Genomic DNA, 23,517 nt, shown 5'->3' with positions numbered 1-23,517 from the left:
TGGTGCGGAGGGTGGACAGCGCCTTGGGCCGGATGTAGGACAAAAGCATGATGAACTTTGATTGGAGACTGTTCGTAGCCGCCCTGGGCCTTGCGTGTGTTCTTGAGGGAGCGCTGTATACTCTGGCCGCAAACCAGATGCCGCGCATATTGCGGCAACTCGCGGAGCGGCCGCCCTCCGAACTGCGGAAGTTCGGATTGACGGCCGTCATCCTCGGTCTTTTGCTGGTGATGTTCGCGCGGTCTTAGGGCCGCGCGGACTTATTTCTTCTTTTTCTTTTTGGCGGCGGTCTTTTTGCTGGCCGCCTTTTTCTTTTTGCGGGCCGCCGCCGCGGCGGACTTTTTGGAGGCCTTCTTGGGAGCCGTCTGCGGAGTTTTCTCCGCCTGTTCTGGCGCCTGACCTTCCGTCTGTCCCGCCGCCTCGGCCTTCGCTTCTACGGCTTTTGCCGGGGCTTTCGCAACGTCTTTTTCCGGTGCGGGCTGCGGGGTGGCGTCCTTTTTTGGGGCCGTCTGTGCAGGCGCTTTGGCCTGCTCTGCCTTTTGGGGCGTTTCGGGAGCGGCCTCAGTCGTCTTTGCCGTTTCCGCCGTCTTCTTTTTGGGCGCAGTCGCGGGCTTTTTCGTCTTTTTAGCGGTTGGCGTCGTGGCGTCCGCCGCCTTGGTCTGAGGCGTTTCAGCCGCGTTCTTCTTCGTCGCCTTTTTCGGGGGCGTTTCCGCGCTCTGGGGCGTGGATTTCGCCGTCTTGGCAGCGGGCTTTGCCGCCTTTGCCGAGGCAGTCGCCTTCTTTGCGGGGTTCTCCGCGGGCTTCTCTGTCGTCTTTTCGGCCTTTGCCGTGCTTGCCTTGGCCGGGGCTTTGGTCGCGCTCTTTGTCGCCGCCTTGGGCGCGGCTTTTTTCGCTGTGGTCGATTTCGCCGCGGCTGCCTTCTTCGGCGTTGCAGTGGCCTTGTCGGCCGTTTTGGCGGTTTTGGCGGTTGCGGTCTTTTTCTTTGCCGCAGGTTTGGCCGCCTTGGCCGTGGTGCTGGTTTCCGCCGCGCTCTTTTTGGCCGCCGTCTTGGTTGCGGTTTTCTTCGCCGGAGCGGCTTTTTTCGCAGCCGCCTTTTTAGGCTTTGGCGCAGTGGCCGCGCTGTACGCACCAAGGGCGAAGGCGACGGCGTCCGGGTTGCGGTCCAGCAGGCCGGTGCCCGGCTCCTCAGGCGCTGTGGCCTTGGGGGCGGGGGCGGTGATGGCCGCCGCGCTTTTCTGCGCCACATGGATATTCACTATGCCAGACAGCAGCGGGACATGGTAGACCCGCTCAAAGCCCGAAGCCATGATATCACGCGACAGCTCTTCCGGCGTCGGGAAGCCCGTAATCGTATCCGCAAGGTACGAATAAGCGTCCCTGTCGCCCGAGAAGACGCGCCCGATGCCCGGCAGCACGGTGTTCAGGTAAAAATTGTACAGCCCCTTCCAGATAGGGGTGCGTCCGGAGCCGAACTCCAAGATGCACATGCGGCCACCCGGGGCCAGCACGCGGAGCATCTCCGCGTAGGCGTCCTCGCGGGGCTTAATGTTGCGGATGCCAAAGGCAATGGTCACATTGTCCACGCAGGCATCCGGCAAAGGCAGAAACCGACCGTCAGCAAGCACAGGCTGGATGCCGGAGTGCGTGCCCGGCTTCAGCTTCGTCTTGCCCTTCATCAGCATGGGCTTGGAGAAATCCATGGACAGAACGTCCATCTCAGGGTGCTGGCGCTTGATCTCAAGGGAGACATCCAGCGTTCCGGCAGCAAGGTCCAGCGTGCGGCCCGTGGAGCCGGGGCGCAGCGTGCGGACCAGCCGTTGCCGCCAATAAATGTCCTGACCAAGGCTCAGGAAATGATTGAGAAAGTCGTACCAGCCAGCAATGCGTCCGAACATGCCGGCAACATTGCCAGCATGACGTGAATGGTCGGGATTCTGCATGTGTGTCGAACCGTGCCTGCGTTTAGCGCTGAATCTGCGCGTTGTCGTCCTCAGCGGAGATGGTGGCCAGAACCTCGTTGTATATCTTGGAAAAATAGTCCGGGAAATTGGTCGGTGAAATGCGGCCCGTTTCAATAAACTTCACCACGATCTCTTTCGTGACCTGCAAAGCCTGCTTCTGTAGCTTTTCCACTGGAGCCTCCCTGTGGATGGCGCTTGCGATGCGATAGAGGTTGTCATTGGAAAAACCCGCCCGGGGGGAAACGTCACCTGACCACCGTGTCAAATGAGACCGGGCGGGTAAAAAGAATAACCCGGTAGGCCATCCCTTTTTTTGTGGGCTTTTAGCATCTTGCATCACAGGAGTCGAGGTTTACTCTACAGCGCCGCCGCGTGCGCCCCGCCGCATGCTGCGTTTTGCACAGGCTTTCGCGCATGGCGCTTGCGTTGACAGGGGCTCTGCGGCGAAAGGCGCGGCGGAGGCTGTACGTTGTGGGGGCGGCGTGTGCGCCGGGCTTTTTGTGCTCCGCAGGCTCAAGGGCCGCGGGCCCTTGAGAATCCCATTTGCGCACAGACCGGGCGGCTTTGTATGGCACGGTCGTCACCCCTGACGGCTCTCGTCCGTGGTGATGGGAGAAGTTTTTTGGGGGGGGCGTTGGCGGTGTGTGAAGGGCGGTGAGAATCCCTGCTCGGGTGTGTGAAGAACAAAGAGAAGGCAGAAGACCCCGCCCACCCACCCCTATTTTTCGGGCGGCTTCCGCCCGAAAAATCCTGGGGATTCTCAAGGGTGTCACACCCTTGAGCAGCTCTGCTATCTTTATCTCTAAGGCCCTTCGTCCTTACAGGCCGAACGACCTAAGAGCTAAAGCCGCCGGAGGCACTCTTCATCTTGTCCCCCCCCACCGGAGCGTAAAAGCCCCCGGTCCGCCAAGAGCGGGCCGGGGGCTTTTTTTGAAAGCGGTGCGCGCCGTGGCGCGTTGCCACTAGTCGTCGCCGAGGGATTTGGCGAGGGCGGCGATTTCTTCGCGTATGATGCGCGCAGCGGCGGCGGGGACGGCCTGTTCCATGTGCTGTTCCACTTCGGCCACAATGGTGTCCTTGAGGCTGCTGGAGAGCTGGCTGTCCACTTCGCGGTGCAGTTCGGCGCGCAGGTCGTCGATTTCTTCGAGTAGCGCCTTTTTGAGCGTGGTGGCGATTTCGGCTTGCAGTTCCACCTTGATGGACGCCTTGAGTTCGTCGAGGGACTCGGGCGACGGGGTGGCGTCTGTATCTGCCAGTTGCTCTTCAAAGGCGGAGAAGCGCGCGTCGAGGCGCTCGTCCAGCGCGGTGCCGACGGAGGACTCAAGGGCGTCAATCCGTGCCAGAATGCGGTCCAACGCAGGTGCTGCGGGCTGCTGCTCTGTGGCCGGCTCGGCCTGCTCGGGCGCGGCGGGTGCAGCCTCAGGCGTGGGCGTGGGTTCTTCGGGTGCCTCTGGGCCTTCGGGCTGTGCAGGTTCTGCCTCAACGGAAGCCTCGGGCTCGGCCGGAGCTTCCGGCGCTGGCGCAGGGGCTTCCTCGTCGGTCGGGGCTTCGGCTGTTTCGTCAGCAGGTTCCGCGGCAGGTTCTGCGGGAGCGGCTTCGGGCTGCACGTCCGCGCTTGCGGCGAGGGTGTCGAGGTCCGGCCCAGGCTCGGCGTCGGCATCTATGCCGTCGTCTTCGGGCAGGTCAAAGGTGTCAACGTCCTCGATGTCCGCAAGGTCGGCGAGATCATCCAAGTCGTCCAAGTCGCCGAGGTCGTCCATTGCGTCGCCCAGTTCATCGTCCGCGGCTTCTGCTGCGGGCGCTTCGGCCTCGGGCATTGCGGTGCTGGCGTCATCGGCGGATGATTCGGCGGCTTCAGGTTTCGCAGCGGGGGCCGGGGCTTCCGGTTTTTCGGGCGCGGGAGCTTCTGCCGCAGGTTCAGGAGCGGGTTCCGGCTCCATAGGCTCGGGCTGTGCGGCGGGCTCGTCGTCTGCGGGTGCCTCTTCGGCGGCAGCTTCGGCTGGAGCGGGCTGAGAATCAGCGCCGGCGTCTGTGGGTTCGTCTGCGGGGGCGCTGGCGGCTTCTTCGGCGGGCTGGTCGGCCTCGGACGCGTCGTCACTGCCGAGGTCGGCGGCAAGGGCGTCGAGGTCGTCATCGCCAAGGTCACCAAGGTCGTCCAAATCGCCAAGGTCGTCCAAATCGCCAAGGTCGGGCATGGCGTCATCCATGTCCGCTTCGGCGTCTTCGAAAATTTTGTCTTCGTCAGGCAGGGCGGGCGCTTCGGGCGCGGGCTTTTTGGGGGCTTCGGGTTCGGAAGCGGCCTGCGGCTGCTCGTCCTGTGTGGGTTCGTCTGCGGGGGCGTCGTCCTGTGTGTCGGCGCTGGGTTCATCCAGTCCGTCCAGCAGGTCGTCCAGTCCACTCAGGTCGATGTCGTCGTCATCGCCAAGGTCGGTATCATTGTCGTCTGATGCGGCAACGTCGTCGAGGGCGCTGAGGTCGATGTCATCGTCTCCGGCGTCGTCTGCGCCAGCTTCGGTATCGGCATCGGAATCGCCGCCAAGGAGGGCGTCGAGGTCATCAAGGTCGCCGAGGTCGTCCAAATCGCCAAGGCCGAGGTCGTCGTCCTCGTCGTCTTGGGGGGCGTCGGCAGTGGGGGCGGCGTCTGGTTCGGGCGCGGGCTTTTCGGGGGCGTCGGTGAAGTCGGCGGCGAGGGTGTCGCTTTCTACTTCGTCGAGCAGGGAGTCGATGTCGTCCATGTCGCCGAGGTCGTCGAGTCCGCCGAGGTCGTCGTCAGAGGTGGCGTCTGGTTCGGGCGCGGGCGTGTCGTCTCCAGCCTCGCCTTGTGCATCGCTTTGGGCGTCGGCGTCGTCGTCCAGTCCGAAGTCCTCGTCGAGGTCGGAAAGGTCGATTTCCTGCACATCATCGCCATCTGCGGCGTCGTCGTCGGAAAACAGCTCTTCGAGTTCCTGCTCGAAGCTGAGGTCCATGTCCTCGTCCGACGTGGCTTGGTCCCCATCAGAGAGGTCACCTTTTTTAATGATGTCGGTGAGTTCGAGGATTTCCTCGTTTTTGCCGTTTTCCGGAGCCATGGCGTTACCTCTGGGTTGTCCGTGGGGTCTTACGTAGAAGGGGGCCGCTGTGCGGCCCCCAAGACAGCATCATGATTTAGGGATGGCAGGCAGACTTTCTGCAGCCAGTGAGTTCCCGCTTCATCTCTCTGTCCTTGCCGGCGACGTCGCCGTGGCAGCTAATGCAGGACTGAACGTCCTTCACGCGGCGGTTGTGCATGGCCTGGTAGTAAGAGTCGGGACCCTTGGCCTTGCGGTCGAAGTTGTCGTGGCAACCGGCATCGGAGCACTTTTTGATGGCGGAAGAGCCATCCCACTGGTGGTGACAGTCTTTGCACTCGTAGTCACCGTGAGTGGAGTGATTGAAGGTGACAGGCTTTTTGGTAGCCTCCATCTTCAGGCCGTCGGCGGGCGCGTCGGCTGCGTTCAGCACGGGCAGAGCGCAGAAACTCGCAATGGCGAAGCATACAACGCCCAAGAAAAGGATCTTCTTCATCTCGCGTTTACCTCCTCATAGGTAATGATAAAGTATTCACATCGTTCTCACTATTGCACCCGCCGTCAGGTGTCAAGCAGGATGGACGTGAATCGCCGCTAGTGCGTGATGAATTGCGAGGTTTCTGCAAAACTATACCACAAGGGGCGAATCACGCAAACCTACGTGATGTATCAGCGTTGATTCTGTCCGCACGGCGACATTTTGCGCGGCTGCGGTAGATGGAGGGTGTGGGGCTGGGCCGTGTTACGGGCGTTCTCGGAGCAGGCGGTACGTCCGCGTTGCGAGCCAATCCAGGACCATGGCGGGGTTGACAGCCGTTGGCAGGCTGAGTGCGTCCTCCGCATGGGCAAGGGTAAGGTCGAATTTTTTCAGGCGGCCAAGGTCAAGGCGCGCGGCAAGCTGCGCGCCCATGGGGGAGGGCGAGCGTCCGGCCAAAATGGCGGTGAGGTCCTTGCGGCAGGCCAAAACAACCTTGAGGGCAATGTCGCGCGTGACGGCGCCCTTGGCGCCGGTTTTGGCAAACCAGCCCGTGCCGCTTTGGGCGAATTGCCCAAGGGCGCGCAGCCAGTCTGCGGCTTCGCCGTCAAGGCCGCCGCCGTGGGGCCACGGCAGGGTCAGCACCCAACTGCGCGAAACCAGCGTCGGCAGCAGGCGTTCGCGCTGCGGGGCCAGCAGGACGAACAGCGTGCCCGGACACGGCTCCTCAAGGGACTTGAGCAGGGCGTTGGCCGCCGCCACGATAAGCTCCTGCGCTTCGGCAAGAATGACCACACGCTTGCCGTCGCCGCGCGGGGGCTGACCGAAGAGGGGCTTCAGCTCGCGCACGTCGTCGATTTTGATTTTGCCTTCGCGGCCGTCAAGGAGCTTGATATCCACATGCACGCCCTGCTCAATCTGAACGCAGGCGGGGCAGTGACCACAGGCCGTGCGCGTAGCGCAGTTGTTGAGGCGCGCCCAGTGCATGGCCATATCCATACGTTCATCCACGGTTCCTCCCTCAAGAAGGAGAACCTGCGGCTGGGTGTCCACAAGACGGGTAAGAACGTCCTGAATTTTGCTGTGCTGTGCTGTGGTGGTCATTGGTATGCTCCGTGGCGGCGCGTGGTGTTTGGTCCGGAAGCGGACGCGGCGCGTCACCGGATTCCGGCGGTGTACCGCAAGCGGGGTTGTATGGCAAACGTGGGCCTGCTATCCACAGGGCAAACCTTACGGAGGCTGAAGCGTGGAGAAACAACGACAGGCAGAACGCGTGGCCTATGAACTTGGCGAGGCACTGGTCCGGCGGGAATGGTCCGTGGCAACAGCGGAATCGTGTACCGGCGGCCTGATTGCCAATACTTTGACGAACGTGCCGGGCAGTTCGCGCTGGTTCCGCGGCGCGGTGGTGGCCTATGCTAATGATGTAAAGACGGCGCTGCTTGGCGTTGGCGGCAGTGTGCTGGCGGCGCATGGCGCGGTGAGCCGCGAAACTGTAGAAGCCATGGCTCCGGGCGCGTGCCGCGCCGTGGGGACGCAGTGTGCTGTGGCGGTTTCCGGCATTGCCGGCCCGGACGGCGGCACGCCGGACAAGCCTGTTGGCACGGTGTGGATTGGCTGGAGTGTGGGCGGCGCGGTGTCCTCGCAGGTGTTCCATTTTGCGGGCGACCGCGACGCCGTTAAGGCGCAGACCGCGTTGGCCGCCATTGAAGGCCTGCTCCAGCGGGTGGATTAGCCTGCCGTGGGAGGCTCTATGCATGACGGCATCCGCGCGTTTGTGGGCGTGCCGCTGCCGCAGGAGTATCAGGCGGCGATTGGCGAGCTTGGGGCGTGGCGCAGCCGCCTTGCCTCGCGCACCACGTGGACGCGGCCCGGAAATTGGCACGTGACGCTCCGGTTTCTTGGCGAGCTGTCGCCGCAGAAGCTGGACGAGGTCAAGGTGGCCCTTGGCGGGGTGGCGTTTGCGCCGTTTTCCCTGCGGGCCGGTGGCGGCGGAATGTTTCCGAGGCGTGGAAAGCCGCGTGTGGTGTGGATTGGCGTGGAGGAGGGCAGGCAGGAGCTTGTCCGCCTTGCAGACGCCGTGAACAGGGCGCTTTTGCCCCTTGGGTTTGCCGAAGAGGGGCGGCCCTTTTCGCCGCACCTCACCGTCTGCCGCGTGCGCGAGGCGCGCGGCGACAGGTGGGCAGCGCTGATTGATGCGTTAAGCGATCGGGAGTGGGCGTCTGTGCCGGTGGACCGGTTCACCCTGTGGCGCAGTACATTGACGCCGCAGGGTGCGCAGTATGGGGTGGTATCCGAATATGGGGCCACATCCGTGTAGCCCCAAGGCTTCGGGAAGACTGTGGTGCGGCGGAAGGCCAGTCCTTTGGCCCGCCGCGCGGGGCAGCCGCTAGGCCATGTAGTCGCCGCGGTTGAGCTTGATGCGCTCGGTCACGGCGAGGACTTCCACCTCGTCGACAATGGCTCCCGCTTGCGGGTTGTCATTGGCGAGGTTTGGCCATTTCTCGCGGATGTCGGCAATGCCGTTTTCAATGGAGGTCAGTTCGCCATCAGCCTGACGCAGAGTCGCTTCAGGCGAGCCGAGCTTCGCGGCATAATTTTCCCATCCATTCAAGAGGTTTTCCAGCGTGTCCATGACGTGCTGTCCCGTCTGCGAGGGTTCACCGGACTGGTCTGTGCCCTGAGCCGTGAGGATTTGGCCGGGCAACAGCCCGGTCATGGGAGGCGTGGGGGCCGTCCCCTGCGTCTTGGACGCCTCCTCGCTCTTCCCGATCGTCTCGGCGAGAAGCTTGCCAAACTCGTCCCCGTTCGTCTTCTGAACGCGGCCGTGTTTTGCTTGCTCCTGTTCGAGGGCTTTAATCTGATCAGGATGGATTTTCATGACACACTCCTATCCGTATGGTGTTTCCCTCGGTATAAGCAAATAGCTTGCCAATGCCGGTAGGAAGCCAACTTTCCGTAATGCTTGATGCTCCGCATGCCGCGCGGCGGCAAAAAATTCCCCAGCGGTGGGTGGTGCGTTGCGCTCCTGCGCCGTGCAGGGAGTTGTGCATGCCTTCATGCATGCCCGTCAAGTTTACGGAAGAAAAAAGCCCTTGTCGAACCGGGGAAAGTATGGGTAGGGATGAGGTGTATGACTCCCGGAAGGTCCGGAACGCTCTTTTCCTTGATACTGGACGCATGCATTGGCCGTATGCCAGTGCTGCAAGCACCAACCGGAGGCAAGTTCCATGGTACAAGTGAACAAGATTCTATGCGCCGTCGACTTTTCTGACTACAGCCCCAGCGTTGCCGAATATGCCCAGGCCCTCGCCAAGTGCATGAGTGCAGAGGTTGTTGTGCTGTATGTTGCGCCGTCGCTCAATCAGTACGTCGGTTTCCATGTTCCGCCCTCAAGCATCGAGACCTTTGTCGGCGAAATTGTCAGCGGGGCGGAATCCACCATGAATGAATTCATTGAAAAGAATTTTACCGACGTTCCCGTGACAGGGCGCGTGGGAACCGGGTATGCTGCGGAAGAAATTCTGGAGGCGGCCCAGACCGAAGGCGTGGACATGATTGTCATCGGCACCCACGGGCGCAAGGGGATAGACCGTATCCTCTTTGGTTCCGTGGCGGAAAAGGTGGTCAAGAGTGCCGCATGCCCCGTCCTGACTATTCGCCCGGAAGCCTAACGGCTGGGGAGCGTTGCCAAAACACACACCAAGGGCCGTGGTTCCATGAGGACCCCGGCCCTTTTTTCATGGAGGAGAAGGCCAATGGCGCAGATGAAACGAATCTTGTGTGCGGTGGATTTTTCGGAGTACAGTGGATATGTGGCGGAATATGCTGCTGCCCTTGCGGCATGCAGTGACGCCGAGGTGACGGTTTTTTACGCCGCGCCGTCCTTTGACCAGTATTTGAGCTTTGATGTGCCGCTGACGCGAATTGAGGACCTTGTGGGCGGCATTATGCAGGGCGCGCACGACAAGATGAAGGCCTTTGTGGCGGAGCAGTTTCCCGGCAAAAACGTGACGGCACGCGTGGCGACCGGGTACCCCGCGCAGGAGATAGTCGGCGAGGCCCGTCGGATGCACGCAGATGTCATCGTGATGGGAACCCATGGCCGGGAGGGGTTGGACCGCGTCATCTTTGGCTCTGTGGCCGAAAAGGTGCTGCTGGCCGCGCCCTGTCCGGTGCTCACCGTCCGTCCTCGGGCAATGAGGGAGGACGACGAGGAATAGGAGGAAGAGCGGTATGAAGGACATTCAGAAGATTTTCTGTGCCATTGATTTTTCCGGACACAGCGCCAAGGTGGCGGAGTATACCCGCATGCTGGCGCTGTGCATGTCCGCCGAGGTGGTGGTGTTTTACGCCGCGCCAACGCTGGAGCACTACGCCGGGTTTGATGTGCCCGCCAGCAAGCTCAACGCCGTGGTGGGCGACATTATCTCCGGCGCGGAGAAGAGCATGGACGACTTTGTGGAAAAGCACTTTGCCGGGCTTAAGGTCACGCCGAAGGTCGTCAGCGGCTATCCGGCGGACGAAATCCTTGCCATGTCGGATGCGGAGGACTGCGACCTTATCGTCATCGGCACCCATGGCCGGAAGGGACTGGACAGGCTTCTGTTTGGTTCCGTGGCCGAAAAGGTGGTGAAGTCGGCCACAAGGCCGGTGCTCACCGTGCGTCCTGAAGCCTAGATTCCCCGTGGTGCGGGGCGCGCTGCGAGCGCCCCGCACCATTGACTTTCCTGCCGCTTTCCATTCTCATCTGCCCCGCATAGTCAAAAGGAAACCGTTCACCCTTATGCGTGCGCCGCGTCCTGCGCCGCGCGCTCACACCCGTGAGGCATTCGTCATGGATTTGCAGAAGACCGTTCAGCCGCAGGTGCCGGAGTTCAAACCCTACAGCCCCGGACTGGCTATAGAAGAGATTCAGGAGCGTTACGGCCTTGGCCGCGTGGTCAAGATGGCCAGCAACGAAAACCCCCTCGGCACCTCCCCTGTGGTGCACAAGGCGCTGACGGAGCATGCCGCGCTGGCTTTCCGGTATGCGCAGGCCGGGACGCCGCGCCTGTGCCGCGCGTTGGCGGAGCATCTGGGCGTGCCGCAGGAGTGTGTGGTGGCGGGCAACGGTTCCGATGAAATCATTGACCTGCTGGTGCGGGTGAAGGCGCGCCCCGGACGCGACAATATCATTGCCTTTTCGCCGTGCTTCTCCATGTACGGCCTTCAGGCGCGCCTGTGCGGGGTGGAATTCCGCCAGACGTCGTTGAATCCGGACTTCAGCTTTCCGTGGGACGCGCTGGTTGCCCTTGCGGATGAGAATACGGCCCTGTGCTTTGTGACCACGCCGGACAATCCCTCGGGCTACACCCCGGATGTGGAGGACCTGAAGGCCCTTGCGCGGCGTTTGCCGCCGCAGTGTCTGCTGGTTGTGGACGAGGCGTATATGGACTTCGTCGAGGACCCGTCCGCACATTCCTTGATGGGCTGTTTGGACGCATTCCCTAATGTGGCGATTCTACGGACCTTTTCCAAGCTCTACGGGCTGGCGGGTCTGCGCCTTGGGTATGGCGTTATGCCCGCGTGGCTTGCCAGTTATTGCGCGCGGGTGAAGCCGCCGTTTTCCGTGAATATTCTTGCGGAGGTGGCTGGGCTTGCCGCCCTTGAGGATGCGGATTTTGTCCGCGCCACCCGCCGCGCTGTGAGTGAAGGACGGCAGTATCTGCGCGCGGAGTTGACGGAGATGGGCTTTACGGTGCATCCCTCGCAGGCCAACTTTCTGCTGACGGAGATGCCAGCTGCCGCGCCGCTGGATGCGGGCGAATTTGTGGAGCGTTTGCTCCAGCGCGGTATTATTATCCGTCCTATGGGCAGCTACAATATGCCGCGCTCGGTGCGCATCAGCATCGGCAGCGCGGAGGAAAACCGTGAATTCATCGCCACCGCCAAGGAGATTCTGGCCGATGCCTAAGCCGCTAGTCGTGACTATTGACGGACCTGCCGGCGTGGGAAAAACCACGCTGGCGCGCCGCACTGCTCAAGCCTTGGGTGTGGCCTATCTGGACACGGGCGCCATGTTCCGCACCACCGCATTGGAGCTTGGTTCCGGGGCGGATGCGCTGGCCGCCGACGAGTTGGACGCGCGCCTTGCCGCGCTGGAGTTCACGTTGTCCGGAGAGGGCGAGGCGTCGACGCTGTTCGTCAATGGCCGCCGTATCGGCGAGGAAATCCGGACGGAAGAGGTGGGCATGATGGCTTCGCGCGTGGCGGTGCTGCCGCAGGTGCGGGCCTTTCAGAAGGTGGCCCAGCAGCGCCTTGGCCGCGCAACTTCTCTTGTGGTGGAGGGGCGCGACATGGGCACCGTGGTCTTCCCGGATGCCACGTGCAAGATTTTCCTCGACGCCACGCCGGAAGTGCGTGCCGAGCGCCGGTTTAAGCAATTGCAGGAGATGGGCAAGCCCGCCGACTTGGACGCGCTGGCCCGACAGATTCGCGAGCGTGACGACATGGACCGAAACCGCGCCGAAGCGCCCCTGCGCCCAGCGGATGATGCCGTTATCATCGACACCTCGCATATGACCATTGATGAGGTTTTTGCCGCCATAACCGCCACCGTGGAGACCGTGCGCGCCCATGGCGCGTCCGCCGCGCCGGAGCGTATTGACGCAGCGCCCGCTCAGGACGGACCGGACGTATGGTTTGTGGGCGCTGGTCCCGGTGACCCGGAGCTTATTACCGTGAAAGGGCAGCGCCTTGTGCGCGAGGCCGACGTGGTGATTTACGCCGGATCCCTTGTGCCGCGCGCCATTGTTGCCGAAGCGCGTGAAGATGCCGAGGTGTACGACTCCGCGCCAATGAACCTTGACGAAACCCACGCCCTTATCCGCGAGGCCGTGGCGGCGGGCAAGTCCGTTGTGCGCGTGCATACGGGCGATCCGGCCTTGTATGGCGCGGTGCGCGAGCAGGCGCGCCTGTTGGACGCCGACGGCATCACATGGCAGGTCGTTCCCGGCGTCACGGCGTCCTTTGCTGGCGCCGCCGCGGCAGGGCTGTCCTTCACCGTGCCGGAGAAGATGCAGACGCTGATTATTACCCGCATGGAGGGACGTACGCCCGTGCCCGAGGGCGAGCGGCTGCGCGAATTGGCGCAGCATGGCACGTCTCTGGCCGTGTATCTGTCCGCAGGTGATCCGGAGGGCCTTCAGAGCGAGCTGGAAGCCGCAGGGCTGGCGGGTGATGTCCGGGTGGTGGTGGCCTACCGAGTGGGCTGGCCCGAGGAGACACTCGCCTATACGACGCTTTCGGAGCTTGCGGTGACCGCGCGGGAGAATGGTTTTACCCGGCAAACCGTCTTCCTCATCCTGCCCGGCGAGGATGACGAGGACCATGTCTCTAAGCTGTACGACAAAAATTTTGCCCACGGCTACCGCGCCTAGCGCGCCGTGACGCTTCGGCCCCGCCGCGAATTTCGCAGCGGGGCCGCGTTGTATGTGGGGGAAGGGGATGTGGGCTGGCCTGTATGGGGACTAGAATGCAGCAGCCTGCGGCCGAAGAATCGAATAGGCTCTGTTGAAAAAGGAGGTGCGCCTGTGGAAAATCTCGTCATCCCAACGCAATCGCGGGAAGAGTTGGTGAACATCACATCCGCCGTTCAGGACAAGGTCCGCGCCATGGGCTGGGCTGACGGCGCACTCCTGCTGTGGTGCCCGCACACCACAGGCGCGGTGACGGTGAACGAGGGAGACATGCAATACCCGGAAGGAAATTGATCATGGAAACGCTGCAAGTTCAGACCCACAGCCGGGAAGAGATGGTCGATGTCACTCGGGCGATCCGCCACCTCATCAGCGAGAACGGTTGGTCCGATGGTGCGTTGCTGTTGTACTGCCCGCATACCACTGGAGCCATCACGGTAAATGAAGGAGCTGATCCAGACGTCGTGCGCGACATCACGGTCAACATGAACAAGCTAGTGCCTTATCGTGGCGACTACCACCACGCTGAGGGCAACTCGGACGCGCACATCAAATCATCCATGTTTGGCTGCGATCAGATGGTCATCGTGGAGGGCGGCAATATCCAACTCGGCACTTGGCAGAAGATTTACTTCTGCGAGTTCGATGGTCCAAGGACTCGAAAACTCTGGGCGAAGTGGTTAAATGCTAAATAAAGTCAAAAAGATAGATTGGATAAAGGCGGGAGGTGCTCTATGGAGGCTCTTCCTCCCAAAATTCTACAACCGGATGACGTGGACAGTCGTCGTAGCGGGCTTGGCCATAGTGTCAACTCCCTTGCTTGAACGTGTTGTAGAGGCTGTCCTTCAGAAATATTTTGAACTCCCATTCGTTGGAGTTATTCCACCGTGGTACGGACTTGCCCTTGTAGGGCTAGGCCTAGCGTTCAATGCGACTTGCAAAGCCTTTGAGGAGCTTGGGAGAAGCTGTCCCAATGGTCCAAGTGCAGCCGACGTGAGGGACGGCGAGCTGTTCAGTAAGTTTTGCAACCTGCTACCACCTCGCCAGGTGATGTACTTCACAAGAGACCATGACTTCAGCTCTTCTTTCTCACGGAAGGAGACACACCCCTACGCGACATTCGTGGATAATTGGCAGGCTGCGAACTACCAGTTCCAGGACAAAACGCTCGAAGAAGGCAAGAAAGAGTTGATCTCTCTTGCAGTCAAGCTCCTACACGCCATAGCCTACAAGACGTACCCGCTTGGGGCATCGGACTACAACCGAGTGTACCCGTCAGACGCCAATTTAGAGGAAGAAATGGCTGGACTTAAAAATGCAGAGGAGATCAACCAGATTGCTACCGACTTCTACGAGAGGTATGATCGATTTGTTCGGAGTTCACAGAGCCACCTGCTGGCGAAGGGTGTCTCGGTCAACTAGCATTTCGAGAGAGGCAGGTTCGTTTGAGAACCATCCTCTCCATCGACTATGATGTCGTCTGAGAGGTAATCCTCCAACTCCTTACTGTTTAAGAAAGGCACATCCCGCACAGTATCATAGAGTTTAAGCAGGCGGCTCTTTGCTCGCTTAATGATAGTTTCAAACAGCAATGGCTGAAGGGTAATGAAGTCTCCTCGTTCTTGCTTAGCAGCATGGAATTGATCGACTTCCTCGCCAACAATGAAGCCCGTTACTTTTGTGGTTTTAGTGATGTAACCTTTTCTCATGAGTTCCACGATATACTTGTAGCACTGTGAAATTTCATCCTCACCGATCTCAACACCGGGACGCTTGAGTTCTACAATAGTTAGCCGAGCAACATCAACCTCGGCTCCTTCGTCGTCGAACCGGTAGTAGCTGTACAAGCCAACAGTTCCATCAGGGAGTATCGCAAAGTCAGGGCGTTTCAAACTTCCCTTCGACTTCCCATTGAAAAGTTTCTGGATGACGGTTGTCATGCCCTTGTTTGATGTGAACTCTATGGTTTCGTACTCAGGGCCAAATATCCACAAGCCCCGCTCGAAGAGAGGTTGCAGTTCCTGTACCTCATCGGTGTCGGGATCGTTGATCTTCTTTTCCAGTTCATTCAATAGGAGCATGCGCGTCTTGATCTCATCAAGCACCGCTTTTGCAATATCAACTGTCCAGTCTCTCAGGATTTCTTGGAGGTCGTCGATCTGGTCCGGGTTAAGTTCCCCAAGGCGATGAAGTAACGCATACCGCGATTTGGACTCCTCCAAGCTCGCCATGAGGTCTGCCAACTTCTTGAGGTCTTTCTCTGAGATGCTAGGGCAATCCTTTTGAACTGAGGAGACAAAGCGTTTCCAGTTTTCCCGTCCTGCAGGTCCAAGCCTCCGAAGAGTGTCGGCGTTCGCAGTCTTGATCTCCCGAAAAGTTTCATCGATGCGGCTCTTGGAGAACCCGTATAAGAATTCTTTGATGAACTCCCCGACCGCCTCATAGACAGCTTCAACAGCTTCACTGGTGGGGTCAAACCCTGACCAGTCCGGCAGAACGGCATCTTCAAGACAGTCCGCATACACTATGAACGTCAGTCGTCTAGCTTCTATCCTTCGGCCATCTACAAGGTGCTCGTACCGGCCTTTCCAAGAACACTTTCCCACGCTTCGGCCTTTGACTTGCCATGCGACGCCATGCTGGTAGGTTGTGCGATCCGTGTTCTGTGTGTCGATGACCACCACTGTCACCTCCCCAACACCTTTGACGGTGAAAGTTTCCTTTGCGAGGTTGGTGTGTGGAATATCCGAGAAGTTGATTTGAGAGCCGTCAAGATTCACCGTGAAGTCCGGGTCGAAGAGAAATCTCATGCCAATCTCTTGGCGAGCTTCTTCAGGAGTAAGCTGTATGGGGTTCGGCTGGACAACATAGACCTTCGTGCCGTGGCCGTGGGCCTCTTGGGAGCTTATAAACTCAAGGTCGAGAGGTTTATCAACCCCCTTGGAGACTTTGAAGACATTCTCAATGCCATTTTTCTTGGTTGAAACGAAATAGTCAGTGCCGAAGCAGAAGCCAGCAAAGCGTCCTCTACCGTTCTTACCAAAAGCTTGGCGTTTGGACAGATTCACGTCCGGTGGAAACACCGCATTGGGACCAAGATCCTGGCGCCTGTCGTAAGCGATTGTCCACCAACGTTTAGAGAATTCATCAGGGGTAAGGCCGATGCCATTGTCAGTAATCGAGAAAGCCCTGTCTGCGTCCGAGTTAGGCCATGTGATGTCAACATTGGTTGCTCCTGCGTCCCATGAGTTAGCAACCAACTCGACAATAGCAGTCCGTGGATCTTTGAGGATCTTCGTTCCGGCGTACTGTTCAAGAAATCGTTGATCAAATTGTAAGTCCAAAGGCAATCTCTTTGGGGGCATAGCTACTCCATGTGAGTCCAAACTGTCGTATGTGACCGATGTCATTACCAGAGGATGGAGCACAAATCTATGGGCCGATCTCCTGCTCCCATGAAAAAACAGACTGGGGTAGGAGATAAAGAACGAGGGCGCAGACCCCGACGTCATGCGCGATATCGTCGTCAACATGCGAAAACTCGTCCCGCACCGGGGCGACTACCGCCACGCCGAAGGCAACTCCGACGCCCATATCAAATCCAGCATGTTTGGCTGCGACCAGATGGTCATCGTCGAAGACGGACGCCTGCAACTGGGAACGTGGCAGAGCATCTACTTCTGCGAATTCGACGGCCCGCGGACGCGCAAGCTGTGGTTGAAGTGGCTTGGGGCTTAGCCCTGCGCTTCGGCAGTGATGTGTCTGTGGCAGAAATGAAAGCCCCCGGATTGGTCCGGGGGCTTTTTTGCGAGCGGGACCGCATTTGTCAGGACGCACTAAGGCGAGAGAAAGGGGGTGATGGTGTACGATGGATATGATGTAGGGTTTTGTTCGGGAAAAGACAGTGAATGGCTGAGGTGCGAAGGGGTGTATAGTGAAAAAATGATGCTCAAAAGTTCATGTTTTGATTTTGCATTTGCTGTTTAAAGTAGTGTATTGGGCGTTGTATGGGGAAATGGGCGCAGCTCGTATTTTTTATTTTGCAAATACAGAAGAAAAACGTTTGACTTTGTTCTCCGGTTGCATGTAGAAACTACAAATCGATTTGAGCGAAGTGCATAGCCCATCAGGGCATGTGCACAACACACTTCCCCACCTTTTTTCGGGGATGACTTTATTCGGAGTTTATCTATTTTGACCAAGAATATCTATGTCGGCAATCTGTCCTGGGAATGCACCAATCAAGATCTTCAGACCCTTTTTGCTGGTTACGGCGAGGTTTCCTCTGCCCGTGTGATCGAAGATCGTGAGACCGGTCGTTCCCGTGGTTTTGGCTTCGTGGAAATGGAAGCCGCAGGTGCCGAACAGGCTATTGAGACGCTCGACGGCTCGCAGTTCCTCGGACGCGACATCAAAGTGAACGAATCCAAGCCCCGCGAGCGTCGTCCTCGCTACTAAGCGAGACACTTTGCGATCTAAGGCCCACCTTTTGGTGGGCTTTTTTTTATGCTTTTTTTGGGGGGCTATGCCGGAAGCGAGGGTGACCGCCCACAAAAAACGGCGGCCCCTGTGGAGCCGCCGTTTGTCGTTTTGCGTCTGTCCGCGCGGGACTATTCGTCTTTGAGGCCGCGCGTCATGAGTTCGTGCACGGCGTCCTGCGGGTTTTTGTCGTTGTAGAGGACATCGTAGAGCTGTTCGGTGATGGGCAGGCTGACGCCGAGCTTTTGGCCCAGAGTGTAGACGGCTTCCGTGGTTTTAACGCCTTCGGCAACCGACCGCATCTCTTCCAGAATGTCCACCAGCCGCTGGCCCTGTCCGAGCTTCAGGCCCACTTGGCGGTTGCGCGAGGAATCGCCTGTGCAGGTCAGGACCAAGTCGCCGAGGCCGGACAGACCTTGGAAGGTGGCGGCCTTGGCCCCCAGCGCTTCGCCGAGGCGGCTCATTTCCGCAAGGCCGCGGGTAATCAGGGCGGCGCGGGCGTTGGAGCCGAAGTTCAGGCCGTCGGAAACACCGGCGGCAATGGCCATGATGTTCTTGAGCGCGCCGCCAAGCTCCACGCCACGGTAGTCAGTGGTGGTGTAGATGCGGAACGTCTCGGAGGACAGTGTTTCCTGAATGGCCTTGCCACGTTTTTCGTCAGCGCAGCCGAGGGTGACGGTGGTGGGGATGTCGCGGCTGACTTCGTCCGCAAAGGACGGGCCGGACAGCATGGCAAAGCGCGGCTTCAGCGGCGCAAGCACGTCGTCCACAACCTGCGACATGGTCATCAAGGTCTTCAGCTCAATGCCCTTGTTGGCGCAGATGATGGTTGGTTTTTTGGGCAGGTGGGGGCGAAAGCCCTCCAGCGCCTTGCGGGTGTACTGCGAGGGCACAACCCACACGAAGTATTCAGCGCCTTCGGTGGCATGGGCCACATCGGTGGTGGCCTGCAGGCGCTCATCCAGTGTGATGCCGGGAAGGTACCAAGAATTTTCATGGTCCCGGTTGATCTTGCCGACCACTTCTCGTTCGCGGGCCCAGAGGACCGTTTCCAGTCCCTTGCGGGCAAAGACGTTGGCGAGGGTCGTTCCCCATGCGCCAGCTCCAATCACGGCTATCTTCATATGGCAGCGACTCTCCGTTTAAGAGGGTGTTGATGCGATGGCAGCGTTTGCGTATGCCGATGGCATGCCGCATAGCTACATATCCTGCGCGCCAACGCAAGGCAAGGATGGCGGTTGCAAGGGGGCGAGCCCTTGGGTATCACTGGGCCTTCGGGTGCACGCCCGAACCACCCTTAACAGCAAAGGACGACGAGAATATGGCAGCACGCACTTTCACCGCGTCCCAGCGCGAGGTTCTGCGCCGGATTCAGGGCAATCTGCCCGACAGCCCCACGCCCTTCGCGGATATCGCCGCCGAAGTCGGCGTCACCGAAGAAGAGGTTTTGGAGCTTGTCCGCGGCCTCAAGGCCGACGGCGCTATCCGGCGCTTTGGCGCAACCCTCAGGCACCAGAAGGCCGGGTATTCCCACAACGCCATGGTTGCCTGGTTTGTGGAGGACGGGGTCGATATTGACGAAGTTGGCGCCAAAATGGCCGCCCGTCCCGAAATTTCCCATTGCTACCATCGCCGGAATTGCATGGACTGGCCCTATAATATCTATACCATGATTCACGGCCAGTCCCCGGACGATTACAAGCGCGTCGTCGAAGAACTCATCGAGGAAACCGGCGTAACGCAATACGATGTTCTGGAAAGCCTGAAGGAACTGAAAAAATCCTCCATGGTCTACTTTTAGGCGCCGCCTGTCCGGGCGCGCCGCGCCTGCGGCGCTTTTCCCCGCCGCCCCGCACCACCGGGGCGAAGCACGCCATGGATGATGCCGCACGCGCGGCCCAGAACTGCTACCGAGAGTGACGCGACGGACCGCCGTGCGATGCCCCCCGCATGGCTACATCCCGCACAGACGTTTCTGTATGGGGGACAAGGCCGAAGGGCTGGCGCAACGCGCCGCGCCCAGACGCCGGAGGTTCAATATGAGTACATCGCACAAGCTTTTTGAATTGGCGAAAAACGTCATCCCCGGTGGCGTGAACAGCCCGGTGCGCGCCTGCCTGAGCGTCGGCGTGGACCCGCTCTTCATCGACAGCGCGCAGGGCGCGCACCTCACCACCGTGGACGGCGAAAAGCTGCTTGATTTCGTTATGTCTTGGGGCCCCATGCTCCTTGGCTATTCCCACCCCGAGGTTCAGGCCGCAGCAGCCGCCGCGGCCGCCAAGGGCTCCAGCTTTGGCGCTCCCTGCGCGCAGGAAGTCGAAATGGCCGACGCCGTGGTGCGCACCGTGCCCTCCATCGAGATGGTCCGCATGGTCAGCTCCGGCACCGAGGCGACCATGAGCGCCCTGCGTCTTGCCCGTGGCTACACCGGCCGCAGCAAGGTGCTGAAGTTCGTTGGCAACTATCACGGCCACTCCGACAGCTTCCTCGCCAGCGCCGGTTCCGGCCTTGCGACCCTGTCCATCCCCGGCACCCCCGGTGTGCCCGAGGAAACCGTGGCCCACACCCTGCTGGCCCCGTACAATGACATCGACGCCGTCCGCGACGTCTTCGCCAAGCACGGCGACGAAATCGCCGCCGTCATCGTGGAGCCTTGCGCGGGCAACATGGGTCTTGTCCTGCCTGCCGAAGGCTTCCTGCAGGGCCTGCGCGACGTGACCACCGAGTACGGCGCGCTGCTTATTTTTGACGAGGTCATCACCGGCTACCGCGCCTCCCTTGGTGGCGCACAGGGCCGCTTTGGCATTACGCCGGACCTGACCACCCTCGGCAAGATCATCGGCGGTGGCTACCCCGTGGGCGCCTACGGCGGCAAGCGTGAAATCATGGAGCGCATCGCCCCCTGCGGCGACGTGTATCAGGCCGGAACCCTCTCCGGAAATCCCGTGGCCATGGCCGCTGGTCTCGCCACCGTGCAGCTCCTTGAGCAGGCCGACTACGCCACCCTTGAAGCCCGCACCGCCGCCCTTGTGCAGGACGTGAAGGCCATCTTTGCCGAGAAGTCCATCCCCGTGCAGGTCAACACCGTGGCGTCCTTGTTCACCGTGTTCTTTGCCGAAGAGCCCGTGGTGGACTTCGAGTCCGCGCAGAAGGCCGACGGAGAGCGCTATGCGTCCTTCTACCGTCAGATGCGCCAGAGCGGTATCAACCTCGCCCCGTCCGGCTACGAATGCTCGTTTACGTCCTTCGCTCACACTGAGGCCGACTACGACGCCTTCCTGTCCGCCGTGCGCAAGGTGCAGTTCTAAATCGCAGGAGACCAGTATGCCCGTCCCGGAACGTGCCGATCACGAAACGGTCGCCATCTACGCCGTGACACAGGCCGGTGCGCGTCTGGGACGGGTTCTTGCCCGCGAGCTTGGCGGTGAGTTGTTCGTCTCCGAACGCTTTGCCGCCGAGTTTGGCGCGGCCTCCTTCCCGCGTCTTGTGCCCTTTGTGGCCCAGACCTACTCCCGCTACACCCGCCACGTGTTCATCACGGCCGCCGGCATCGCCGTCCGCGCCGTTGCGCCCTTGCTGCGCGGCAAAGACCGCGATCCTGCCGTTGTGGCCGTGGACCAGCGCGGGCGCTACGCCGTCAGCCTAGTGTCCGGCCATCTCGGCGGCGCAAACGACCTTGCCCGCGCCGTGGCCGCCGTCACCGCCGGGCAGGCTGTTGTCACCACAGCCACGGACACCGAGGATCTGCCCTCGCTGGATACCATGGCGCAGGAGCGCGGCCTTGGCATCGCCAATCTGTCCGCCGTCAAGGACGCCAACATAGCGCTCCTCAGTGGCGAAGTGCTCCAGGTGTTCGACCCCGACGACTGGCTCGGTCTGCGCGACCCGCGCAGCCCCGGTTTGCCCGACTGGTCCCGGCATTTTGCGCCCATTGCCAGCCTTGGTCAGTGGCGCTCCGGCGCGCCCGGCGTAGTTGTGACGCACACCACCATCACGCCGCAGCCCGGTATGCTGGTGCTCAACCCGCCGTGTCTCGCCGTTGGCGTCGGCTGTCGCCGCGGGGTGAGTCAGCAGGATATTCAGGAGCATCTGCGCGCTGTTTTTCAGGAAAATGGCCTTGTCCTCGGCTCCATCCTTGGGCTAGGGAGCATCGTCGCCAAGAACGACGAGGAAGGCCTGCTTGCCGCCGCCGCGGATTTCGGCGTCGGTCTGTTTTTTTATGAATCCGAAGAACTCTCCGCCGTGGACGCGCCCAACCCATCACAGCGCGTTATCGAGCGGATGGGAGTACCCAGCGTATGCGAAGCAGCGGCAATGCTGTTGGCAGGGGCGAAAACGCTCCTCGTCCAGAAAACGAAAAGCGACCGGGTGACCGTCGCCGTCGCGCAGGTTCCCTGACGGTTATAGGCCTCGGCCCCGGCGACAACGCGCTTTTGGCCCCCATGGCCACCCGCGCCCTTGAGGCGTGCGATGCCATCGTCGGCTACGGCACCTACATGGACCTCGTTCCCGATTCCCTCAAAGCTGGCAAGAAGCACATCGTCACCGGCATGAAGAAGGAACTGGACCGCGTCAGCGCCGCCGTGGACGCCGCGCAGGATGGTCAGAACGTTGTCATCATCTCCAGTGGCGACTCCGGCGTCTACGGCATGTCCGGCCTCGCCCTTGAAATTATCGAGCAGCGTGGTCTGCTGGGTGAGCTTGCCTTTGAAGTTGTCCCCGGCATTCCCGCCCTCAGCGCCGCCGCGTCCTTGCTCGGCGCGCCGCTGATGCATGACTTCGCCGTGGTCAGCCTCTCCGACCTGCTCACGCCGTGGGAGCGCATTGAAAATCGCGTGGCCCACGCCGCCGCCGCAGATTTCGTCATCGTGCTCTATAATCCGCGTTCCCGCCGCCGCGACTGGCAGCTTGCCCGCGCCGTCGAGCGCGCCCGCGAGCACCGCGACCCCGCAACGCCCGTCGGCATCGTCCGCAACGCCTACCGCGAAGGGCAGGATGTGCGTACCTGTCGTCTCGATGAATTCGATCCGGAAACCGTCGATATGCTCACCATTGTCATCATCGGCAATTCCCAAACCCGCTTTGCCGGAGCATCGCTCCTGACCCCCAGAGGATACGCCGACAAGTACGACCTGAAAGGACAGGACTAAATGCGACGCACCCTCTGCGGGCTGACAGTGCTCCTCGCACTGCTCGCCCCCGTGGCCGCGCTGTCGGTCAACGCCCCCAAGAGGCCAGACCGCGTTATCGTCACCCGGCCCCGCGGTATATATCCCCAAAAGCTGCGCGTTCCCTTTCCACATCAGCGGCACGTCTCCATGGCCTGTCAGGATTGCCATCACACCCTGAACGCCCTCGGCAGTGTTGAAAAATGCTCCACCTCCGGCTGTCACGACATGGTCGCCCCGCACTGCCCCCGCGAGATGCGCTCCGGGCGCTACTTCAAAAACGCCTTCCACAAGGGCAAGGCGAGCTGCCGCGGGTGCCACAAGGCCCGTCAGCAAGCCCATGAAAACGCCGGCCCCACGCGTTGTCGTGGCTGTCACAGCGTTCGCCGCTCCTAGCGCTTTGCGCGTGCTGGTCGGTTGCCAAAGACACCACCGCCCCAACCCCTGACAGCTTTCGCGTCATGGGCTGGGGCGTTTTGCTGTGGGGGGGGCCGGATTGCGGCGCGGGGCAGCGTCCGGGAGGGTGGTGTGTGTTGGTGCTGGGAGAAGATTTTTGCTCCGCAGGTCTAAGGGCCGTGGGCCCTTAGAGATCCCATTTGCGCACAGACCGGTTGCCTGTGGAAGGGACTGTCGTCACCCCTGTGAGGCTCCCGGTCGTTGGGAGGGGGGAGTTTTTGGGGGGCGTTGGCGCTGTGGAATGGCGGTGAGAATCCCTGTTAATCGGGAGGATGTGGAGTGGTGTGGAGTGGGATTTAGGGCGGCCAGCCCGCCATCCAAGAGCAGGACCATGTCCCTTTAGCCCTACACTCCCCAACCACCATCCCTACGCGCGAAGGGCAGAAGCACCAGAGCATTCGGACGCTTCTAAGCGTCCAGAGCGGCCCCGTCCGTTCCGCACGCCCACACCTGCCAACCGCCAACTCCCGC

25 protein-coding genes and 2 pseudogenes are annotated in these 23,517 nt (G+C 60.8%); 19 read left to right on the top strand and 8 right to left on the bottom strand.

Annotated features, from left to right (window positions below):
- Positions 1-47: 47 nt before the first annotated feature.
- A complete protein-coding gene (locus tag ACI3L3_RS04270) occupies positions 48-248 on the top strand; it encodes a DUF2065 domain-containing protein (RefSeq protein WP_404843852.1) in 201 nt (66 codons plus the stop codon).
- Between the two features lie 12 nt (positions 249-260).
- Here ACI3L3_RS04270 and ACI3L3_RS04265 read toward each other — a convergent pair whose 3' ends face one another.
- The 5 genes from ACI3L3_RS04265 to ACI3L3_RS04245 all read right to left on the bottom strand — a co-directional run bounded on the left by ACI3L3_RS04265 (position 261) and on the right by ACI3L3_RS04245 (position 6,587).
- Positions 261-1,895: a ubiquinone/menaquinone biosynthesis methyltransferase gene (locus tag ACI3L3_RS04265; RefSeq protein ID WP_404843851.1), complete on the bottom strand. Its 1,635-nt coding sequence runs from the start codon at positions 1,893-1,895 to the stop codon at positions 261-263.
- 67 nt (positions 1,896-1,962) lie between these two features.
- Positions 1,963-2,133, bottom strand: a complete 171-nt coding sequence (locus tag ACI3L3_RS04260; RefSeq protein WP_404843850.1) for a hypothetical protein — start codon at positions 2,131-2,133, stop codon at positions 1,963-1,965.
- 790 nt (positions 2,134-2,923) lie between these two features.
- Positions 2,924-5,029, bottom strand: coding sequence for a hypothetical protein (locus tag ACI3L3_RS04255; RefSeq protein WP_404843849.1), 2,106 nt, complete (start codon positions 5,027-5,029; stop codon positions 2,924-2,926).
- Positions 5,030-5,105: 76 nt separating this feature from the next.
- Entirely contained in the window at positions 5,106-5,504 is a 399-nt protein-coding gene (locus ACI3L3_RS04250; RefSeq protein WP_404843848.1) for a cytochrome c3 family protein, read from the bottom strand.
- Positions 5,505-5,750: 246 nt separating this feature from the next.
- A complete protein-coding gene (locus tag ACI3L3_RS04245; protein WP_404843847.1) occupies positions 5,751-6,587 on the bottom strand; it encodes a DNA polymerase III subunit delta' in 837 nt (278 codons plus the stop codon).
- 142 nt (positions 6,588-6,729) lie between these two features.
- Here ACI3L3_RS04245 and ACI3L3_RS04240 point away from each other — a divergent pair, with 142 nt between their 5' ends.
- The gene (locus tag ACI3L3_RS04240; RefSeq protein WP_404843846.1) at positions 6,730-7,218 is read left to right on the top strand and encodes a CinA family protein; all 489 of its coding nucleotides are present in this window, start codon (positions 6,730-6,732) and stop codon (positions 7,216-7,218) included.
- Positions 7,219-7,236: 18 nt separating this feature from the next.
- On the top strand, positions 7,237-7,803 hold the full coding sequence (gene thpR / locus ACI3L3_RS04235) for an RNA 2',3'-cyclic phosphodiesterase (protein ID WP_404843845.1): 567 nt from the start codon (positions 7,237-7,239) through the stop codon (positions 7,801-7,803).
- Positions 7,804-7,872: 69 nt separating this feature from the next.
- Here thpR and ACI3L3_RS04230 read toward each other — a convergent pair whose 3' ends face one another.
- Complete coding sequence (locus ACI3L3_RS04230; protein ID WP_404843844.1) at positions 7,873-8,364, bottom strand: hypothetical protein; 492 nt, start codon at positions 8,362-8,364, stop codon at positions 7,873-7,875.
- Positions 8,365-8,713: 349 nt separating this feature from the next.
- Here ACI3L3_RS04230 and ACI3L3_RS04225 point away from each other — a divergent pair, with 349 nt between their 5' ends.
- The 9 genes and pseudogenes from ACI3L3_RS04225 to ACI3L3_RS04185 all read left to right on the top strand — a co-directional run bounded on the left by ACI3L3_RS04225 (position 8,714) and on the right by ACI3L3_RS04185 (position 14,365).
- Positions 8,714-9,157, top strand: a complete 444-nt coding sequence (locus tag ACI3L3_RS04225) for a universal stress protein (protein WP_404843843.1) — start codon at positions 8,714-8,716, stop codon at positions 9,155-9,157.
- 84 nt (positions 9,158-9,241) lie between these two features.
- Positions 9,242-9,706 carry a universal stress protein gene (locus tag ACI3L3_RS04220; protein ID WP_404843842.1) on the top strand — a complete coding sequence of 155 codons (465 nt, stop codon included), beginning with the start codon at positions 9,242-9,244 and terminating at the stop codon, positions 9,704-9,706.
- A gap of 13 nt (positions 9,707-9,719) precedes the next feature.
- A complete protein-coding gene (locus ACI3L3_RS04215; protein ID WP_404843841.1) occupies positions 9,720-10,163 on the top strand; it encodes a universal stress protein in 444 nt (147 codons plus the stop codon).
- A gap of 157 nt (positions 10,164-10,320) precedes the next feature.
- Positions 10,321-11,439, top strand: coding sequence for a histidinol-phosphate transaminase (hisC, locus tag ACI3L3_RS04210; RefSeq protein ID WP_404843840.1), 1,119 nt, complete (start codon positions 10,321-10,323; stop codon positions 11,437-11,439).
- Positions 11,432-12,076: pseudogene (gene cmk / locus ACI3L3_RS04205) on the top strand ((d)CMP kinase); the annotation flags it as partial. The gene hisC and the pseudogene cmk, both read left to right, overlap by 8 nt.
- 6 nt (positions 12,077-12,082) lie before the next feature.
- Positions 12,083-12,904 (top strand): precorrin-4 C(11)-methyltransferase, encoded by an 822-nt coding sequence (cobM, locus tag ACI3L3_RS04200; protein ID WP_404844119.1) that lies wholly within the window; start codon positions 12,083-12,085, stop codon positions 12,902-12,904.
- A gap of 153 nt (positions 12,905-13,057) precedes the next feature.
- Positions 13,058-13,237: a YjbQ family protein gene (locus tag ACI3L3_RS04195; RefSeq protein ID WP_404843839.1), complete on the top strand. Its 180-nt coding sequence runs from the start codon at positions 13,058-13,060 to the stop codon at positions 13,235-13,237.
- A gap of 2 nt (positions 13,238-13,239) precedes the next feature.
- Entirely contained in the window at positions 13,240-13,638 is a 399-nt protein-coding gene (locus ACI3L3_RS04190; RefSeq protein ID WP_404843838.1) for a secondary thiamine-phosphate synthase enzyme YjbQ, read from the top strand.
- Positions 13,628-14,365 (top strand): hypothetical protein, encoded by a 738-nt coding sequence (locus ACI3L3_RS04185; RefSeq protein ID WP_404843837.1) that lies wholly within the window; start codon positions 13,628-13,630, stop codon positions 14,363-14,365. The genes ACI3L3_RS04190 and ACI3L3_RS04185 overlap by 11 nt, the downstream gene beginning before the upstream one ends.
- Here the strand turns inward: ACI3L3_RS04185 and ACI3L3_RS04180 are convergent.
- Positions 14,362-16,308, bottom strand: a complete 1,947-nt coding sequence (locus ACI3L3_RS04180; RefSeq protein ID WP_404843836.1) for an ATP-binding protein — start codon at positions 16,306-16,308, stop codon at positions 14,362-14,364. The two genes, ACI3L3_RS04185 and ACI3L3_RS04180, sit on opposite strands and share 4 nt — an antisense overlap.
- 121 nt (positions 16,309-16,429) lie before the next feature.
- On the opposite strand from ACI3L3_RS04180, the pseudogene ACI3L3_RS04175 reads away from it, so the two are divergent.
- Both ACI3L3_RS04175 and ACI3L3_RS04170 read left to right on the top strand, forming a co-directional pair.
- Positions 16,430-16,681: pseudogene (locus tag ACI3L3_RS04175) on the top strand (secondary thiamine-phosphate synthase enzyme YjbQ); the annotation flags it as partial.
- Positions 16,682-17,137: 456 nt separating this feature from the next.
- Positions 17,138-17,401 carry an RNA recognition motif domain-containing protein gene (locus ACI3L3_RS04170; protein WP_404843835.1) on the top strand — a complete coding sequence of 88 codons (264 nt, stop codon included), beginning with the start codon at positions 17,138-17,140 and terminating at the stop codon, positions 17,399-17,401.
- Between the two features lie 152 nt (positions 17,402-17,553).
- Here ACI3L3_RS04170 and ACI3L3_RS04165 read toward each other — a convergent pair whose 3' ends face one another.
- The gene (locus tag ACI3L3_RS04165; protein ID WP_404843834.1) at positions 17,554-18,546 is read right to left on the bottom strand and encodes an NAD(P)H-dependent glycerol-3-phosphate dehydrogenase; all 993 of its coding nucleotides are present in this window, start codon (positions 18,544-18,546) and stop codon (positions 17,554-17,556) included.
- Between the two features lie 197 nt (positions 18,547-18,743).
- Here ACI3L3_RS04165 and ACI3L3_RS04160 point away from each other — a divergent pair, with 197 nt between their 5' ends.
- From ACI3L3_RS04160 to ACI3L3_RS04140, 5 genes are all read left to right on the top strand, one after another.
- Complete coding sequence (locus tag ACI3L3_RS04160) at positions 18,744-19,223, top strand: Lrp/AsnC family transcriptional regulator (RefSeq protein ID WP_404843833.1); 480 nt, start codon at positions 18,744-18,746, stop codon at positions 19,221-19,223.
- A gap of 238 nt (positions 19,224-19,461) precedes the next feature.
- The gene (hemL, locus tag ACI3L3_RS04155; RefSeq protein WP_404843832.1) at positions 19,462-20,730 is read left to right on the top strand and encodes a glutamate-1-semialdehyde 2,1-aminomutase; all 1,269 of its coding nucleotides are present in this window, start codon (positions 19,462-19,464) and stop codon (positions 20,728-20,730) included.
- 16 nt (positions 20,731-20,746) lie between these two features.
- Positions 20,747-21,820: a cobalt-precorrin 5A hydrolase gene (locus ACI3L3_RS04150; RefSeq protein WP_404843831.1), complete on the top strand. Its 1,074-nt coding sequence runs from the start codon at positions 20,747-20,749 to the stop codon at positions 21,818-21,820.
- A complete protein-coding gene (gene cobJ / locus ACI3L3_RS04145) occupies positions 21,721-22,572 on the top strand; it encodes a precorrin-3B C(17)-methyltransferase (RefSeq protein ID WP_404843830.1) in 852 nt (283 codons plus the stop codon). The genes ACI3L3_RS04150 and cobJ overlap by 100 nt, the downstream gene beginning before the upstream one ends.
- A complete protein-coding gene (locus ACI3L3_RS04140; RefSeq protein ID WP_404843829.1) occupies positions 22,573-22,986 on the top strand; it encodes a cytochrome c3 family protein in 414 nt (137 codons plus the stop codon).
- Positions 22,987-23,517: the final 531 nt, after the last annotated feature.

Source organism: Desulfobaculum sp. SPO524 (genome assembly GCF_044987625.1).
In the GTDB taxonomy this organism is placed as follows: Bacteria; Desulfobacterota; Desulfovibrionia; order Desulfovibrionales; family Desulfovibrionaceae; genus Desulfobaculum.
Note: the sequence above shows the minus strand (reverse complement) of the source record. Positions and strands in the feature narration are given on the sequence as shown.